Source organism: Aequorivita vitellina (genome assembly GCF_022008365.1).
Taxonomy (GTDB): Bacteria; Bacteroidota; Bacteroidia; order Flavobacteriales; family Flavobacteriaceae; genus Aequorivita; species Aequorivita vitellina.
Genome location: NZ_JAIRBA010000019.1, coordinates 33317 through 50444 on the forward strand (window position 1 = coordinate 33317; position 17128 = coordinate 50444).

The window sequence follows — 17128 nt, forward strand, 5'->3', positions numbered from 1 at the left end:
TTGAAATATTATTTTAAAGTACCCACCAAAGCTTCAAAATACAAGATCATTTTTTCTAATTGAGAAATATGCTTTTTTCTCAAGGTTGCCGTAAAACTTATCTGACTGCTTTTGCAACTTAATTCGGAATTTGGATAATGGAGCAGGGCGGGGGTGAATTTATTAGCGAGTAATTTTTCGGTTAGTTCAGTTCGTTCTCCGCGTAACCTGTATTGCGGAGAACGTACAATGATACTTAAAAAAGGTGTTTTTCTAATGGAAGAAAAAGTAGTTTCAATAAGGATTGGTTGTATGGGGCTAATGGAAATTTCAACTCGCTTTTTCCATTTGCAGCTTAATTCATAATCGCGACCGTTTATAACAATGCTTTTAACGCTTTCACCCGCAGGATTGGTTTTTATATGTTCAATAATTTCTTGAATCATTTTCGGCTTTTATCTTCGCTTCCACAGTTTTTAGTAGGTCAATAAATGCGGCAAGTTGCAGTTCGTTTTCAATTCCGTGTGTCGGAGTTAAAATTATTTTTGAAGTATTCTCTTTCGGAATTCGAATGTAAATATTCTGTTTTTGCAGCTGTGTAAGAAATGATTTTTCTTTCGCTAATAGTTCAGTTAACTTTTCATTTCCTTTAAAAACATACTTGTTTTTAACCTTCAAATTTTTAAAAGAAAATATCTTTTGAAATATTTTTTCCATAAAACTTGCAGGATATATCTCTAAACTATTTCCGCAGGCTTTATTTAAATGAAGCATTATTCTAAAAGGTTCTGCTGTTGGGATAGCGCCGCCAACTTCATCAATGTTAATAGAAATTTTGGAGCCACCAATTATAAACTTTGCTTTTTTAGGCTGATAAATCATTCTGCCAATATGCGAAAAAACATTTTTTACATCATTTTCTTCATAATACCCGTTTTGTTTTTTAGCAAAATTTTTAAGGATGGTCATCAATTGGTGCGTTGCGTTTCTTCAAATATAGGCATAAAAAAACGTGAGACTTAAAAAAGCCTCACGTTAATATCTTGCAATTAAAAAGGTTTATTTTCCCGCTTCTTCTACTGGGATTTTAATGCCTAATTCGTCTAAGATAGACAAGGTTAGATCAAAATTAGGATCTAAAAAAACCAAGTCTTGTGAGGTTTGCATAACTTGGGTGTAACCTTGCGCAAGTGCTACTTTTTCTAGGGCTGCTCCAATTTTTGCGTAAAGCGGTTTAAGGCTTTCCTGTTGTTTTATCTCCATTAATTTAGCGCCGTTTTGCTGAAACTTTTGAATATCGGCTTCCAAGGTCATCAGTTCGGTTTGCTTTTCCTTTTTTTGTTCTTGTGTAAATGAGGCTTCACCGGTTTTATAGGCTTCGGCTAACACTTTGTATTCGTCTATTTTTTTGTTAAGGTCAACGTCTAATTGTTTGCCATAAGTCTCCATTTGAGTTTTTACAGTTTCTAATTCAGGCATTTTAGACAAAATATATTCTACATCTACGGCTCCCACTTTGCTTTGGGCAAAAGCAGAAACTCCAATTAAGAAAATGGCGATTTTAAGAAATTTCATTTTTATAGTTTTAAAATTTGAGAGCACAATATTACTATAAATATTACAAATTAAAGGCCAACATTTTAGCGTTTGTAAAAAATATAGTCGGTATTAATTGGTTGCATGCCGTGTGTCTTCAACAAGCTTACAAGCTGAGCCCGGTGATAGGTAGTGTGGTTAATAATATGAAAAAGCATTTGGTTTACCGTGTTTTTAAACTGAAAGCCGTTGCTATTGGCGTAATCTATTTTTTCGTTTAAATCTTTTTGTCGAATTAGTTCAACGCTGTGCTCATAGTTTTCGGTGTTTATTTTTTGTAAATAATTAAGTTCCAATTCCTGCCAAACTTGAAGCGCGGGCGCAACCCCAAAAATTCTGTGGTTCCAAATATGGTGTGCATTAAGCGTATGACTCATTAAAGCACTTATTTCAGATTTATAAAGTTTCGGGTTTTTGAGCAATACTTCAATTAATTGCTGATTGCAATGATGGGTGTATTCAAATTTATCTTTGAAAAAAGTTTTCATTACTCATCGTATAATTGGCCTCGCGTGGGTTTTAAGGTTTCGCGCAAGCTGTTCATCTGCGATTTTTCAGCAACCAAAAAAGCAATGTGAAACATAGGCGAAATTTCTTCGTACCCCGTAAAACTGTTTTGCAAATTTTTAGTTTCTACATATTCATTGAGATGTTTTGCGTGGTGCTGGGCAATATGCTGTGCATTTGGACCCCGAAAATCCCATATAAGTTTTACGCGTTCAGACATTTAAATATATTTTTGAAACAATTTTTCGGCTAAATAAAACCAATTGTTTTTCTTCTTTTTAAAAACTATTGCAAGTTACGGGTTTTCAACATAATTTTTAAAAATGTGAAACACTATAATTATATTAAATTCGTTAGCTTTTCTGATGTGTGTTACCGTAGCTTTTTGCTATTTTTGCCACGCTTCAATTAAAAATAAATAATCAAAAAAATGATGAAAAATTTTCTTTCCCTATTCATTTTGGTCTTTTTAAGTACCACTGCCATTTTTGCACAAAACAAAAAAGAGGTGTTGATGACTATAAACGGAGACCCGGTTTACTCAAATGAGTTTGAACGTGTTTATAAGAAAAACCTAGACTTAGTACAGGATGAATCGCAAAAGGATATCGATGGCTATTTGCAACTTTTTATAGATTATAAATTGAAAATTGCTGAAGCCCAAGCCCAAAATTTGGACGAAGCAAGTGTTTATAAAAGTGAATTTAATAAATACCGCGATCAGCTTTCAAGAAATTATCTTTTTGAAGATAAGGTTACCGAAGAATTGGCAAAGGAAGCTTATGAGCGCAGTAAATTTGAAATAGACGCTTCCCACATTTTAATTCGCGTAGATTACGAATCTGTGCCGCAGGATACTTTGGCGGCTTATAATAAAATGAAGTCAATTCGCGAAAGAGCATTAAAAGGTGAAGACTTTGGCGAGCTGGCAAAAACATTTTCCGAAGAACCGGGCGCTAAAGAAAGAGCTGGTGCTTTAGGATATTTTACGGTTTTTAATATGGTTTATCCTTTTGAAAGCGAAGCATACAATACAAAGCCGGGCGAAATTTCAAATATTGTAAGAACAAGTTTTGGATACCACTTAATAAAAGTGAACGACCGAAGAGAAAAATTGCCAAAAATTGTAGTCTCGCACATTATGATTTCTGATAAAAAAGGTGCGCGTACTTTTAACCCCGAAGAGCGCATTAACGAACTGTACACCATGTTAAAACAAGGCGAATCTTTTGAAAGCTTGGCAAAACAATTTTCCGACGATAAAAATTCAGCAGTAAAAGGAGGGAAACTAAAACCGTTTACAAAAGGAGATCTTCGCGCTCCCGAATTTGAAGATGCTGCCTACAAACTCAAAAATATTGGCGATATAAGTAAGCCGGTTAAAACAGATTTTGGTTGGCATATTATTCGCTTAGATGAAAAATTACCAATGGAAACTTTTGAGGAGCAAAGACTCGCACTTGAGAAAAAAGTTTCGGAAGGCGACCGGTCTAAATTGGTTACAACCGCAACGAATAATAAAATAAAAGAGAAATATGGTTTTAAAAAAGGCACAAGTTTTATACCCTTTTTTGATACTTATGTTACAGACGAAGTATTAAAGCGAAAATGGCAAATGGAGCCAATTCCGGCAAACGAAGACAAAACACTTTTCACTATTGGCGATAAAAAGGTGGTGTATTCAGACTTTGCGAACTTTATAGATACGCGTCAAAAAACCACACGACTGTACCGCCAAAAGGAGGCGTTGCTCGTAGCGCTTTATGACGAATTTGAAACAGAACAATTAAAAGATTACTTTAAAGATAGATTAAAAGACGACAATGAAGATTATGCGGCTGTGCTTACCGAATACCGCGACGGACTTTTAATTTTCGACGTAATGAACAAAAATATCTGGCAAAAGGCCAAGGAGGATACGTTAGCGGTTCAGGAATATTACGCAAAAACTAAAGATAATTACAAGTGGAAGCAGCGTGTTGATGCTGATATCTATTCGGCTACGTCTAAAATATACGCACAGCAAATTCAAACGATGCTTGATAAAGGCAAAACTTCCGAAGAAATAAAAATAGCACTTAATACTGTAGATAAAGTAAATGTTATAATTACACCCGGGGTTTTTGAAATAGACCAGTCTGAACTGCCTAACAACTTGGAGATTAAAAAGGGAACATCTGCCGTTTATCCCAGCAACGATTCGTTTGTAGTTGTGTTTATTAAAGACATACTTTCACCAGGTTATAAAACTTTAGATGAGGTAAAAGGAAAAGTGCTGAGCAATTATCAAAATGATTTGGAAAAATCTTGGATGGAAAGCTTACGTAAAAAATACACCGTACAGGTAGATAAAAAAGCATTAAAACACGTTAAAAAAGAGTTGAAGTAATGCGTCAATTGCTTTACATATTAGTTGCTTGTGTTTCATTTGTTTCCTGCGAGTATTTTCAAAGGAAAACGGAAGAAAATCCTGTAGCACGTGTAAACGAATCGTACTTATATGAAGCAGACCTCAAAAAACTACTAAACGAAGACACGACCCCCGAAGACAGTACTTTAATAGTTAACAATTATATAAACCGTTGGGCCACCCAACAACTACTTATTGATCAAGCACGAATTAATATTCCTGCCGAAAAATTGAATCAATACAACAAACTAGTGCAAGAATACCACAACGATTTACTCACCGAGGCATATAAAAATGTTATTGTAAACAAGCAGTTAGACAGTGTAATCGCAGAACAGGAGTTTCAGGATTATTATGAAACTAATAAGGAAAATTTTAAATTAAAAGATCAACTTGTAAAATTGCGTTACGTGCAACTTCCTTTAAATTACGAAGGCTTGGCAACTGTAAAAGAAAAGCTGAACCGCTACAACCAAAAGGATAAAGCAGCGCTAACCAGTCAAAACTACCAATTTATATCGTCAAATTTTAACGATTCGGTTTGGGTGAGAAAAGAAGTGTTGCTTAACACGCTACCTATAATTAAGTCTAGTAGCGACCAAGTGTTAAAAAAATCCAATTTCACACAATTGCAAGATTCATTAGGAGTATATTTGGTGAAAATTGAAGACGTATTAAATCTAAATGATACAGCGCCAATTTCCTATATTAAGCCTACTTTACGACAGATAATTCTCAACAAAAGAAAGCTTGAACTAATAAAAAAACTTGAAACAGATATTACAAGAGATGCTATTGAAACAAATAATTTTGAAATCTATAAAAATGAATAAATTTTTATTAGTGTTGCTTTTTTCAACCGCGATGCTACAAGCCCAAACCGTTGTAGAGCCTGATAGCACCGGAGTGGTTAAAAGCAACGATTCATTAGTGGTGCAAAAAACAATTATGCGCGACACTTTAAAACCGTTTAAAAGATATAAAGCAGAGGGTGTGAGCGCTGTGGTTGGGGAATATGTAATTCTCGACAGCGATATAGACAAAGCTTATGTTGAAATGCAATCGCAAGGAATGTCTATTGAAGATATTACCCGTTGCCAGTTAATGGGCAAGCTAATGGAAGATAAATTATACGCCCATCAAGCCAAACAAGATAGTATTATGGTTCCCGATGCCGAAATTAACGGCATGATAGATCAGCAATTACAGTACATGATTAGTGAGTTGGGAAGCGAAGAAAAAGTTGCGGCCTATTACAGAAAAGACAACATCGCCGATTTAAGAAAAGATCTTTTTGAAGCCAATAAAAGCATAAAACTAGCGAGTTTAATGCAACAAAAGGTAATTGAAAAAGTGGAGGTGACTCCAGAGGAAGTACGCACCTTTTTCTTTTCAATTCCTGAAGACGAACGTCCCGTTTTTAGTGCCGAAATTGAAATTGCCCAAATAGTAGTCGATCCAAAAATTACCAAACAAGCTATAGACGAGGTTAAGGCGAGGCTAAACGCCATCCGCGCAGATATTATTGACAATGGCACCAGTTTTTCAACCAAAGCAGTGCTTTATTCAAAAGATCCCGGGTCTAACTCAAAAGGTGGATTATATACTGGAGTTAAACGCGATTCGCCCTGGGCCAAAGAGTTTAAAGACCAGGCTTTTTCACTACTAGAAGGCGAAATTAGCGAGCCTTTTGAAACTGAATTTGGTTGGCATCTTCTTTACGTTGAAAAAATCCGCGGACAAGAAGTAGATGTTAGGCATATTTTACTGTTTCCGGAAGTTTCGCAGAAATCTATTGATGAAGCGCAAAAGAAAATTGAAGACTTAAAAAAACAAATTGAAGCTGGTGAAATTACGTTCGCCGAAGCAGCCCGAAAAAATTCTGATGATAAAGAAACACGTAACAACGGAGGGCAGTTGGTCAACCCTATTTCTTTCGATACCAGGTTCGATCTTACCAAAATGGATCCAACCCTTAGCCAGCAAGTGTACAACTTAAAAGAAGGTGAGGTTTCCGAAGTCTTTACAGACCGTGACCGCACAGGGAAGAGTAGTTTAAAAATCCTTACCGTAACTAAAAAATACGATGAGCACCAAGCAGATTACTCAAAAGATTACGAACGTATCAAAAAATTGGCGCTGCGCGAAAAGCAAATTAAGGTAATAAACAAATGGCAGAACGAGAAGATAAAAGATACGTATATTAGCATCAATCAAGACTACCAAGATTGCGATTTTGCAGGAGATTGGTTAAAAAAATAATATAGAAAAATACTATGTCAGACGTAGCAGCGGTAACACAACTAGTTTCCAAATACAACGCCCTTAAACAAGAAATTAAAAAAGTAATAGTAGGTCAAGATGAAGTGGTTGAGCAAGTTTTAATTGCCATCTTTTCGGGCGGACATGCGTTGCTAATTGGTGTTCCCGGCCTTGCAAAAACCTTACTAGTTAATACTGTTGCCGAAGCACTCGGACTTAAATTTAAAAGAATACAATTTACGCCAGACTTGATGCCGAGTGATATTTTGGGGTCTGAAATTCTCGATCAAAACCGCGAGTTTAAATTTATTCAAGGACCAATCTTCGCCAATATTATTCTTGCCGATGAGATAAATAGAACGCCACCAAAAACACAGGCTGCTTTGCTAGAAGCGATGCAAGAACGTGCCGTAACCGTGGCAGGTCATCATTATAAACTAGATTTACCATATTTTGTTTTAGCAACACAAAACCCCATTGAGCAAGAGGGAACCTACCCGTTGCCAGAGGCGCAGTTAGACCGTTTTATGTTTGCAATCAATTTGGAATATCCTTCTTTTTCTGAAGAAGTTGAAGTGGTTAAACAAACCACTATCGGCGAAACTAAAAGTGTAAATGCCTTGTTTACTTCAGAAGAAATAATTGAGTATCAAAACTTAATTAAACGAATACCTGTGGCAGATAATGTTGTGGAATACGCCGTTACTTTAGTAGGCAAAACACGTCCCGACAGTTCTACTGCTCCTGAAATTGTGAAGAACTACATAGATTGGGGGGCAGGACCTCGAGCCTCGCAAAACTTAATTTTAGCTGCAAAAACAAATGCTGCAATCCACGGGAAATTTTCGCCAGATATTGAAGACGTCCAAAAGGCTGCAATCGCAATTCTTCGTCATCGATTGATTAAAAATTATAAAGCCGAGGCAGAAGGATTAACAATTGAAGAAATTATAAAAAGTCTGTATTAGTAAAGTAACGTTTCTTCTATAACTTCAAATTTTTTCTAAGTTATTCAAAATTTAGAATTTCTTAATAATAAGCATTCAAAATTAACGATATCGCAATTTTATTCAATCAAAATTAATATTTAATGAATTATGTTCATTGAATAAGCAATTTCATTAAATACTTTTTAAATATTATAAAATTTTGTATTTTCGCATCTACAAAAAATACAACTATGGCATTTGATATTGATATGATTAAAAAGGTTTACGCCCAAATGGCCGAACGTGTTGATAAGGCACGTGAAGTAACGGGAAAGCCACTTACACTTTCTGAAAAAATATTATACTCCCACCTTTGGGATGGCAATCCAGATAAAGCATTTCAGCGTGGAAAAGATTATGTAAATTTTGCACCAGACAGAATTGCATGCCAAGACGCAACTGCTCAAATGGCACTTTTGCAATTTATGCAAGCTGGGAAAAAAAACGTTGCAGTACCTACCACAGTGCACTGCGATCACTTAATTCAAGCTAAACAAGGTGCTGCACCAGATTTAAAACGCGCAAACGAAACAAGCAATGAGGTTTTCGACTTTTTGGAATCTGTTTCAAATAAATACGGAATCGGGTTTTGGAGACCGGGAGCAGGAATTATTCATCAAGTAGTATTGGAAAATTACGCCTTCCCCGGCGGAATGATGATTGGTACCGATAGCCACACTGTAAATGCAGGTGGTTTGGGAATGGTGGCAATTGGTGTTGGAGGTGCAGATGCCGTTGATGTGATGGCCGGTATGCCTTGGGAATTAAAATTTCCAAAATTAATAGGTGTTAAATTAACTGGCGAATTAAATGGCTGGACTGCTTCAAAAGATGTTATTCTTAAAGTAGCCGGGATTCTTACCGTAAAAGGTGGAACTGGCGCTATTGTAGAATATTTTGGCCCAGGTGCTAAAAACCTTTCGTGTACTGGAAAAGGAACTATTTGTAATATGGGTGCCGAAATTGGTGCAACCACTTCAACTTTTGGGTATGACGATGCAATGGAACGCTTTCTACGCGCTACAGACAGAAATGATATAGCCGATGAGGCAAACAAAATTAGACCGTATTTAACTGGTGACGACGAAGTTTACGAAAACCCAGAAAAATACTTCGATCAAGTAATTGAAATAGACCTTTCTACTCTTCGTCCGCATTTAAATGGACCATTTACTCCAGATTTGGCTACTCCTGTTGGCGAATTAGGTGAAAAAGCCAGAAAAAACGATTGGCCATTAAAAGTAGATTGGGGACTGATAGGTAGTTGTACAAACTCTTCATACGAAGATTTATCGCGTGCAGCATCTATTGCTCAGCAGGCAATCAATAAAAAATTAAGACCAAAAAGTGATTTTGGTATTAACCCTGGTTCAGAACAAATTCGTTTTACTGCAGAACGCGACGGTTTGCTAGACGTATTTGAAAATCTTGATGCCACTATCTTTACAAATGCTTGTGGCCCGTGTATTGGACAGTGGGATAGAAGCGACAGAAAGGGCGATGAAAAGAATACAATTGTACACTCATTCAACCGAAACTTTTCTAAACGTGCAGATGGAAATCCAAATACACACGCCTTTGTTGGTTCACCAGAAATGGTTGCTGCAATTGCAATTTCGGGACGTTTGGACTTCGACCCTATGAACGATACACTTATTAATGAAGATGGCGAAGAAGTAAAATTAGATGAACCGGTAGGGTTAGAATTACCACCAAAAGGCTTTGCAGTTGACGATAATGGCTATTTAGCACCAACGGAGGACGGAAGTTCTGTGGAAGTAAAAGTTGCTTCAGATAGTGAGCGTCTTCAATTATTAACACCTTTTGTGCCTATAAAAGATTCGGAATTACAAGGTGTAAAACTGCTTATTAAAGCATTTGGAAAATGTACTACAGACCATATTTCTATGGCTGGTCCGTGGCTTCGTTACCGTGGACATTTAGACAATATTGCAAATAATACACTAATTGGAGCTGTAAATGCTTACAATAAGCAAACAAATTTTGTGAAAAATCAATTAACCGGTGAGTACGGTGGTGTGCCAGATGTGCAGCGTGAGTACAAAGCCAAAGGAATAAAAACTATTGTAGTTGGCGACCATAATTACGGTGAAGGTTCTTCTCGAGAGCATGCAGCTATGCAACCAAGATTCTTGGGGGTTGCTGCAGTTTTGGTGAAATCGTTTGCGCGTATTCACGAAACAAACTTGAAAAAACAAGGTATGCTTGGATTAACATTTGCGAATGAAGCAGATTACGATTTAATTCAGGAGGACGATACTTTCAACTTTGTTGATATCGCAGACTTTGCTCCAAATAAACCCCTAACAATAGAGGTTGTACACAAGGACGGAAGCAAAGACACGATTAAAGCAAACCATACGTATAACGATGCACAAATAAAGTGGTATCACGAAGGTTCGGCTTTAAATTTAATTAAGAAGCAGAACGCTTAAAATCACTGTTTTTAATACACAAGCCTAACAGGTTTTCCTCCTATGCTGAAATAGCTTCGGCGGACAAGTAAAACCTGTTAGGTTTTTTTATACACGCTAATCATGAAAGCTTTTCTAAAAAAACAATGGAGCAACATCTTGTTTGTGATCCTATTGGCTTTGTTGATAATTCCGCAAACACGAATGCCAATTCAGGTTTTTGTACAACGAATAATAGCTTTTTCACCATCAGAAAAGAAAGCATCGGAACGCGAGACACTACAAGATTACAATTGGAATTTACAGAAATTAAATGCTGAAGAAGTAAACTTTTCAGAATCCAAAGGGAAGGTAACCATCGTGAATTTTTGGGCTACTTGGTGCCCGCCTTGCGTTGCCGAAATGCCTTCATTTCAGAAGTTGTACAATGCATATGGCGAGAAAGTAGATTTCTATTTTGTTACCTCGGAAAAGCCTAAAAAAGTTGAAAAATTTATGGAGAAGAACGGTTACACTTTGCCTATTTTTCTTCAGTCTTTTGAAGCGCCTAAAATGTTAGAATCTTACGCTTTACCCACTACCTATTTAATTTCAAAAACAGGTGAAATCGTTATTGATGAAGAAGGCGCAGCAGATTGGAACAGTCAAAAAATGAGGTCACTTTTAAATTCTCTTCTTTCTGAATAGTTTTCTAAAAATTATCCTGCAAAATAATTCTCTTTTATAGATTTCATAACTTTTTTTCCTGTTGAAATAGCCTGAATTTCTGCCCATAATTTCTCACTTATCAACGGTTTTAAAGGTTGTTCCACTTCATATATTTTCGGGAAATTTTTCATCAACAATTTATCCCAAGTTGTGGCATGTTTTAGAAGATCGTCTGGATAAACGATTTTTCGGCGTGTACCCTCGTCTATTCCTTTAAAAGGTTCAGAAATATTTAAATAACCATAATCATCAGTAAGTTCTTCGCCGGGATGAATATCGCGAATTGCTATTTCAAAATCGTAAGCGGTAGAAATACAGTTACTTTTAAAACTATGATTTACAAACCGTCCATTATCCCAACACAGCACGTAGTTGCCTTTTTTATTTCGGTAGCAATAGGTATCTAGAATATTTTGATAAAGAGGATTCATTTTCTTCAATTTGGCTGGTGTAAATTCGCGGTCCAAATGGTCTAATGCCCACGTAATTGTGCCTGCGGGAATAAATGCGGTGGCCACAACCCCGTAGCCTACTTGGCTACTTATAAATTTCAGTTCGGTTTTAGGATGAATCATATACAATCGGGATTTTTAGGAATAAATGTAATACAAAATCGCAATTGTTTTACAGTTTCCAACCTATTGCATATCAATTTTTAAAGCTGTTAATTTGCCGATTTTTTAGGTAAATCTTTTTCGATTGTATCAGAATTTAAAGGGTATTTCTCTCTAAATTTTTCCATTAAAACGTAGATTGTAAGTAGCATAGTTAGTGCGTAAATACTGTCTTCAATGGGGACGGTGCCTATTCTAATTCCTAAATTTTCGGCATCGTTGTACCAAACTACCTGTTCGTGAATCCAACTTCCGGTTAAAAATCCATTCACAATAAAAAAGGGTAGTAGTAGAATTAGAAAAACAGGGAAGAAAATATTTAGAGCTTCAGGTTTGTAATTGAAAACTATGGCTAGCAAAACTACGGCATAGCCAAAGTTTACTGCCGTGTACCATCGATCGTAAAAATATAGCAGAACTACTATTAAAACAGTTTGCATCGAAAAATATACGATTGAAGTAACTTTATTTGAAAATGAAAACTGCGGCGCAAGTTTTTTAAACGAATAAATAGTGAAAAGACAGGCGTATGGAATGCAGATAAAGAAAAGCCATTCCTCTAATGGCAGGTTGACGAGGTTAATTCCGGAGAGATATTTTTGATTAAAACCCCAAAACCCGTTTTGTGTGAAAATAATATCCCACGGAATAAAAAACGCCATCATAATAAAAGTGGCCGGGAAGAAGTATTTCCAGAGTTTATAAAACTTCAATTTTGGGTGAAAGCTGAACAAAAAAGGAATGCTCAATGAAGCAATATTGAGCAGAAAATAAAGGTGCCACATAGTATTACTTTTTGAAGTATTTTAATGGCGGAAACAACATCCCGAAGCATTCACCTTTATCTTTTCCTAAATGTTTATGGTGTATTTTATGTGCGCGACGAATGCCCCTAGCATACCAATTATTTGCGTTTCGAAACATCTTAAACCGTTGATGGATAAAAATATCATGAACAAAAAAATAGGCAACGCCGTATGCAAAAATACCTAAACCAATGGGCAACCCAGCCCAAAAACCGTAGTAGCTCCAGCCCACAAAACAACCTATGCTAACCAAAGCATAAAATATAAAGAAAAAATCGTTGCGTTCCCACCAGCTGCTGTGGTCTTTGTGGTGGTGGTCTTTATGCAGTTTCCATAAAAAACCGTGCATAACGTATTTATGGGTAAACCACGCCATAAATTCCATTATACAAAAGGTGACAATGAAGATTAATATCCAAAGAACTGTTGTCATTGTTGTTTGTTAATTTGGGATTTGTTTACTCGTTTACGTGTTGTTTTTAAGATTTGAATTATTTACAATTCTATTATTCCGGCTTTGGCAGCAAGCGAGACTATCGTACCAAATTTAATTGATATTTTACATAGCTACGCGTTAAAAGCCCAATTTTTTCGACATTTGGGACGCGGATGCGGGTATTTTTAATTTCTGTGGCAGGCGTTTGCTGAAGTTTTCTCAACAATCGTCTGTAATACCTATAAGCCACGAAAACCCCCAATTTTGAATCGTGGGGCAATTGTAATATTCCAATATATCCTTGACTGAAATTTTCTTCTATTTCTTGAATTATTGCAGCTTTTGAAACTTCGTCTAAAGCGCTTAAATTTGTGTTTGGAAAATAACTTCTGCTTAAATTTTCAAAATCTTCTTTTAAGTCGCGCAGAAAATTAACTTTTTGAAAAGCGGAACCCAAACTCATTGCGGCGGCTTTTAATTCGTTGTATTTTTTATCGTCTCCTTTTACAAAAACTTTTAAGCACATAAGCCCTACTACATCGGCAGAACCATAAATATATTGATTGAACTCTTCGGTAGTGCTATATACGCTTTTGCTTAAGTCTAACCGCATGCTCGCCATAAAGGTATCTATCAATTCTCTGTCAATTTTGTATTTTAAAACCGTTTCTTGAAATGAATTGAGAATAGGGTTTAAACTTATCCCGTCTGCTAGTGCTTCTTCCAAACTCGTTTCAAATCGATTAAAGAGTAACGCTTTATCGTAATCGTGAAATGAATCTACAATTTCATCTGCAAAGCGCACAAAGCCATAAATGTTGTAAATATCCTGTCTAATTGCAGGTCCCAGCATGCGCGTAGCCAATGAAAAGGAAGTGCTGTATGTTTCGGTTACACTTTTGCTGCATTTTTTAGATACGATGTCAAAAAGTTCTTTCAAAATTTATTTGCTTTTTCAATTAGGCCAGCTGTTAATTTTCCAGAAATAAGTGCTGGTGGAACTCCTGGTCCGGGTACGGTAAGCTGTCCGGTGAAATAAAGGTTTTTCACTTTGCCGCTTTTTAATTTAGGTCTTAAAAATGCTGTCTGCATTAAAGTATTTGCTAGACCGTAGGCGTTGCCTTTATAGCTGTTGTAATCGGTTATAAAGTCGTTGATGCAAAAGGATTCTTTAAATATAACGTATTTATTAACTTGTTGGTTTGTTATTTTCTCAAAACGAGTCATAATTTTTTGAAAATACTCTTCTCTAATTTCGGGGATATCGTCTAATCCGGGTGCCAGTGGAATTAAAAATATACCAGCTTCCATCCCCTCGGGCGATACACTTTTATCCGTTTTTGAGGGAAAACTCGCGTAAAATAATGGTTCTTCTGGCCATTGTGGACCATCGTATATTTCCTGTGAATGTTTTTCGAAATCTACATCGAAAAATAGGGTGTGGTGATCAACTTTTTCAATTTTTTTATTGAAACCTACGTAAAACAAAAGGGCTGAAGGCGCGAACGTTTTCTTGGCCCAATAATTTTCTGAATATTGACGGAGTGGCTCGTCTAGTAGCGTTTCGGTATGATGATAATCAGCGCCGCTCAAGACAACATCAGTCCTTATTTTTTTATCATTAATAATTAGCGCGTTTGCTTTTCCATTCTCAACACAAATCTTTTCTACATTTTGATTTGTTTTTATTGTAACCCCAAGTTCTTCGGCTAAATTTTTTATTCCTTCAACGACAGAAAACATACCTTTTTTTGGATGAAACGTTCCCAAACCGAAATCGGCATAGTTCATAAAACTATAAAAAGCTGGAGTATTTGAAGGTTTCGCACCTAAAAATAAAACGGGAAATTCTAAAATTGAAATTAGTTTTGGATTGGTGAATTCGCTGCGAACATCTTTACTGATAGTGCTGAAAAATTGACCAATTTTTTTCATTGTAGTTGTAGTCACCAACTCTAAAGGAGAAACACCGGGTCTGTAAACCAAATCTTTAATTGCAATATTATAATTGTCTAAAGCTTGGTTCATAAATTTTCGCAGCTTAATTGAACTGCCAACTTCTTCTTTTTCAAAAGCCAAGCATATTTTTTCAAGTGTGTCTTCAATGGTTATATAATCGTCCTTTCCAAAATATACGCGGTAAGCAGGGTTTAACTTTTCGAGCTCGTAAAAATCTGAAGGCTTTTTTCCGAAGTCATCAAAAAAACGTTCAAAAACGTCTGGCATCCAATACCAGGTTGGGCCCATATCAAAGGTGAAACCATCTTTTTTTAGCTGCCTAGCGCGGCCGCCAATTGTATTATTTTTCTCGTAAACTGTAACATTATTGCCCGCTTTTGCCAAGTAGCAAGCTGCTGCTAATGAGGAGAATCCCGAACCAATTATTGCGATGTTTTTCATATTGTTTAACAAAACTACGATATATTTAAACAAAATGAAGATTAGCAATGTAATTTTGGCATTTATTTAATAAAATAAAAAAGGTAGGAGTGTCGCTATTTATTTTTTAATATAAATAAATCACCTATTTGAAAGGCTATCCACTTTATCTGTAAATTGTTTTAGCTCTTTAAAAAGTTTTATGTTTTTTGTGTTTTTAATATTTTTTATTGCCTTACGACCCAAAATCCAAAGCTCACTTGCGCCATTATCGCCCACTTCAGTTTGAAATTCTTGTATGTATTTTTCCAAATTATCGTTCTCTGGAAGCACGGTAAAATACGTTACAAATATTATTTTCGTTTTTGTTTTAAGGACGTGATTTAAACTTTCCAAGGGTATGTTTGCGCCTAAGTAGATGGTTTTTAAACCAGCAGAGAGAAGTTCGTAATTGGCATAAAGTAAGCTTATTTCGTGAATTTCATGTAAGGGTAAATAAAGCGCAAATAAGGGAGAATTGTTATGAGGGGTGATTTTTTCATGGTTTGCCGAATGCGCAATGATAACGTGTTTTATCTTTTCAGAAATAAAATGTTCGTGTGATGGGTCAATAGTTCCCGAATGCCAAAGTATGCCCAATTCTTTAAGTAGAGGTACGAATATATCGGAGAAAACCTGACGAAACGATTTCTGTTCTAAAAATTTTTCCAAGGTTGTATCGAAAAGCTCATCGTCAAATTCAAACATAGCCGATTTAAAAACATTGCGCATATATTCTGAATCGATTCCAGTTATGTTTTCCCGAATTAAAGCCTGAATCGCAGCTGCGTCTAAACTTGCTAGCTTCGAAATTTTATATCCAGCATTATATAGATAGGCTATATTGAGTAATTTTTTCAGGTTTTGAAGATCGTATTTCCTAATATTTGTATCGGTACGGTCTGGTTCTAAAAGATTGTATCTTTTTTCCCAAATTCGAATGGTATGTGCTTTTACATTTGAAAGATTTTCAAGATCCTTAATGCCAAATTGAGTTTTGACCACTATGCTTTTTTTTTGATTGCGAGGGTTAAATTACTAAAAAAGACGTTAGATTGTTTAAAAAAAAGTGAAATTATCTAAACACAATTATAAAGTTTGCGACTCAAATAATTCAAAAGCCGCTAATATTTAAGTAATTAGCATATCTTGATTCCTTGTTTTAAAGCTCGCTCGGCTTACTAATAACAGTGTCTGTCAATAAAAAACTCAGCTTCAAATTAGAATTTAATTATTCATTTGTAGTGGTAAATCAGACTTTTTTAAAGCTTTAAGCAAACGTTAATGTTTTAGCGAAAAACGTAGTGCTGTTGTACTTTTAATAAGATGTTTATACGAAAGTTAGAGCAAATTATTAATTTAAAAAAATTACAATGAAAACAATTAAACATATATGTGCATTTTTACTGCTATTATTTCTAGTTGGTTGCAACTGGGGTCATGAAGTATCAACAGACGACGCTACAGACGAGGGAGAAAACACATCTAAAGATATGACTATTAAAGCTCCTTCAAAGGCTAAAACTGGTGTGGGTCCAATTAAGGACGAGGTTAAGTTAGGTTTGCAAATTGATGAAGATATGGCGGCCAAAGGCGAAAAATTATTCAACAAACAATGTACAACTTGTCATGAAATTCATGATAGTAATCGTGGGCCAGCGCTTGGTGGCGTTTTAGAAAAACGGTCGCCTCAATGGGTTATGAACATGATTTTAAACCCAGATGGTATGATAGAAAACGATCCACAGGTTAAGGCTTTAAAAGCGGTATATGAAGTTAGGATGAACGATTTAGATCTAACTGAAAAAGAAGCGAGACAAATAGTAGAATATTTACGAACCTATTAAAATGTCGTTTATTGTATCACCTTCTATGTAATACAGCTTGAGCAGCTAAATGGCTTGTTGTTTTACAAGTATAGATAGAAGATATTTGTGGCGTTATATAAAACTTATAGAGTTTATTTTA

18 protein-coding genes are annotated in these 17128 nt (G+C 35.7%); 7 read left to right on the forward strand and 11 right to left on the reverse strand.

Annotated features, from left to right (window positions below):
• Window positions 1-8: 8 nt before the first annotated feature.
• From K8089_RS10330 to K8089_RS10350, 5 genes are all read right to left on the reverse strand, one after another.
• Window positions 9-425 (reverse strand): hypothetical protein, encoded by a 417-nt coding sequence (locus tag K8089_RS10330; RefSeq protein ID WP_237603208.1) that lies wholly within the window; start codon window positions 423-425, stop codon window positions 9-11.
• Window positions 406-948 (reverse strand): hypothetical protein, encoded by a 543-nt coding sequence (locus K8089_RS10335; protein ID WP_237603209.1) that lies wholly within the window; start codon window positions 946-948, stop codon window positions 406-408. Before K8089_RS10335 ends, K8089_RS10330 begins: the two co-directional genes overlap by 20 nt.
• 90 nt (window positions 949-1038) lie before the next feature.
• Entirely contained in the window at window positions 1039-1554 is a 516-nt protein-coding gene (locus K8089_RS10340; RefSeq protein ID WP_237603210.1) for an OmpH family outer membrane protein, read from the reverse strand.
• 65 nt (window positions 1555-1619) lie between these two features.
• Entirely contained in the window at window positions 1620-2063 is a 444-nt protein-coding gene (locus K8089_RS10345) for a DinB family protein (RefSeq protein WP_237603211.1), read from the reverse strand.
• Entirely contained in the window at window positions 2063-2302 is a 240-nt protein-coding gene (locus K8089_RS10350; protein ID WP_237603212.1) for a hypothetical protein, read from the reverse strand. Before K8089_RS10350 ends, K8089_RS10345 begins: the two co-directional genes overlap by 1 nt.
• Window positions 2303-2512: 210 nt before the next feature.
• Here K8089_RS10350 and K8089_RS10355 point away from each other — a divergent pair, with 210 nt between their 5' ends.
• From K8089_RS10355 to K8089_RS10380, 6 genes are all read left to right on the forward strand, one after another.
• Window positions 2513-4471: a peptidylprolyl isomerase gene (locus tag K8089_RS10355; protein ID WP_237603213.1), complete on the forward strand. Its 1959-nt coding sequence runs from the start codon at window positions 2513-2515 to the stop codon at window positions 4469-4471.
• Window positions 4471-5325, forward strand: a complete 855-nt coding sequence (locus K8089_RS10360; protein WP_237603214.1) for a peptidyl-prolyl cis-trans isomerase — start codon at window positions 4471-4473, stop codon at window positions 5323-5325. The genes K8089_RS10355 and K8089_RS10360 overlap by 1 nt, the downstream gene beginning before the upstream one ends.
• Window positions 5282-6754: a peptidylprolyl isomerase gene (locus tag K8089_RS10365; protein ID WP_407932390.1), complete on the forward strand. Its 1473-nt coding sequence runs from the start codon at window positions 5282-5284 to the stop codon at window positions 6752-6754. Before K8089_RS10360 ends, K8089_RS10365 begins: the two co-directional genes overlap by 44 nt.
• A gap of 14 nt (window positions 6755-6768) precedes the next feature.
• Window positions 6769-7722 (forward strand): AAA family ATPase, encoded by a 954-nt coding sequence (locus tag K8089_RS10370; protein WP_237603216.1) that lies wholly within the window; start codon window positions 6769-6771, stop codon window positions 7720-7722.
• 212 nt (window positions 7723-7934) lie between these two features.
• Window positions 7935-10199 (forward strand): aconitate hydratase, encoded by a 2265-nt coding sequence (locus tag K8089_RS10375; RefSeq protein ID WP_237603217.1) that lies wholly within the window; start codon window positions 7935-7937, stop codon window positions 10197-10199.
• Window positions 10200-10301: 102 nt separating this feature from the next.
• The gene (locus tag K8089_RS10380) at window positions 10302-10865 is read left to right on the forward strand and encodes a TlpA family protein disulfide reductase (protein ID WP_237603218.1); all 564 of its coding nucleotides are present in this window, start codon (window positions 10302-10304) and stop codon (window positions 10863-10865) included.
• Window positions 10866-10876: 11 nt separating this feature from the next.
• Here the strand turns inward: K8089_RS10380 and K8089_RS10385 are convergent, their stop codons facing one another.
• From K8089_RS10385 to K8089_RS10410, 6 genes are all read right to left on the reverse strand, one after another.
• Window positions 10877-11461, reverse strand: a complete 585-nt coding sequence (locus tag K8089_RS10385) for an SET domain-containing protein (RefSeq protein ID WP_237603219.1) — start codon at window positions 11459-11461, stop codon at window positions 10877-10879.
• Between the two features lie 89 nt (window positions 11462-11550).
• On the reverse strand, window positions 11551-12285 hold the full coding sequence (locus K8089_RS10390) for a lycopene cyclase domain-containing protein (RefSeq protein WP_237603220.1): 735 nt from the start codon (window positions 12283-12285) through the stop codon (window positions 11551-11553).
• 4 nt (window positions 12286-12289) lie between these two features.
• Window positions 12290-12739 carry a sterol desaturase family protein gene (locus tag K8089_RS10395; RefSeq protein ID WP_237603221.1) on the reverse strand — a complete coding sequence of 150 codons (450 nt, stop codon included), beginning with the start codon at window positions 12737-12739 and terminating at the stop codon, window positions 12290-12292.
• A gap of 100 nt (window positions 12740-12839) precedes the next feature.
• Window positions 12840-13682 carry a phytoene/squalene synthase family protein gene (locus tag K8089_RS10400; RefSeq protein WP_237603222.1) on the reverse strand — a complete coding sequence of 281 codons (843 nt, stop codon included), beginning with the start codon at window positions 13680-13682 and terminating at the stop codon, window positions 12840-12842.
• Window positions 13679-15142 carry a phytoene desaturase family protein gene (locus K8089_RS10405; protein ID WP_237603223.1) on the reverse strand — a complete coding sequence of 488 codons (1464 nt, stop codon included), beginning with the start codon at window positions 15140-15142 and terminating at the stop codon, window positions 13679-13681. The genes K8089_RS10400 and K8089_RS10405 overlap by 4 nt, the downstream gene beginning before the upstream one ends.
• Window positions 15143-15262: 120 nt before the next feature.
• Window positions 15263-16165 (reverse strand): MerR family transcriptional regulator, encoded by a 903-nt coding sequence (locus K8089_RS10410; protein ID WP_237603224.1) that lies wholly within the window; start codon window positions 16163-16165, stop codon window positions 15263-15265.
• Between the two features lie 368 nt (window positions 16166-16533).
• Between K8089_RS10410 and K8089_RS10415 the strand changes: the two genes are divergently transcribed.
• The gene (locus tag K8089_RS10415) at window positions 16534-17007 is read left to right on the forward strand and encodes a c-type cytochrome (RefSeq protein ID WP_237603225.1); all 474 of its coding nucleotides are present in this window, start codon (window positions 16534-16536) and stop codon (window positions 17005-17007) included.
• Window positions 17008-17128 lie beyond the last annotated feature (121 nt).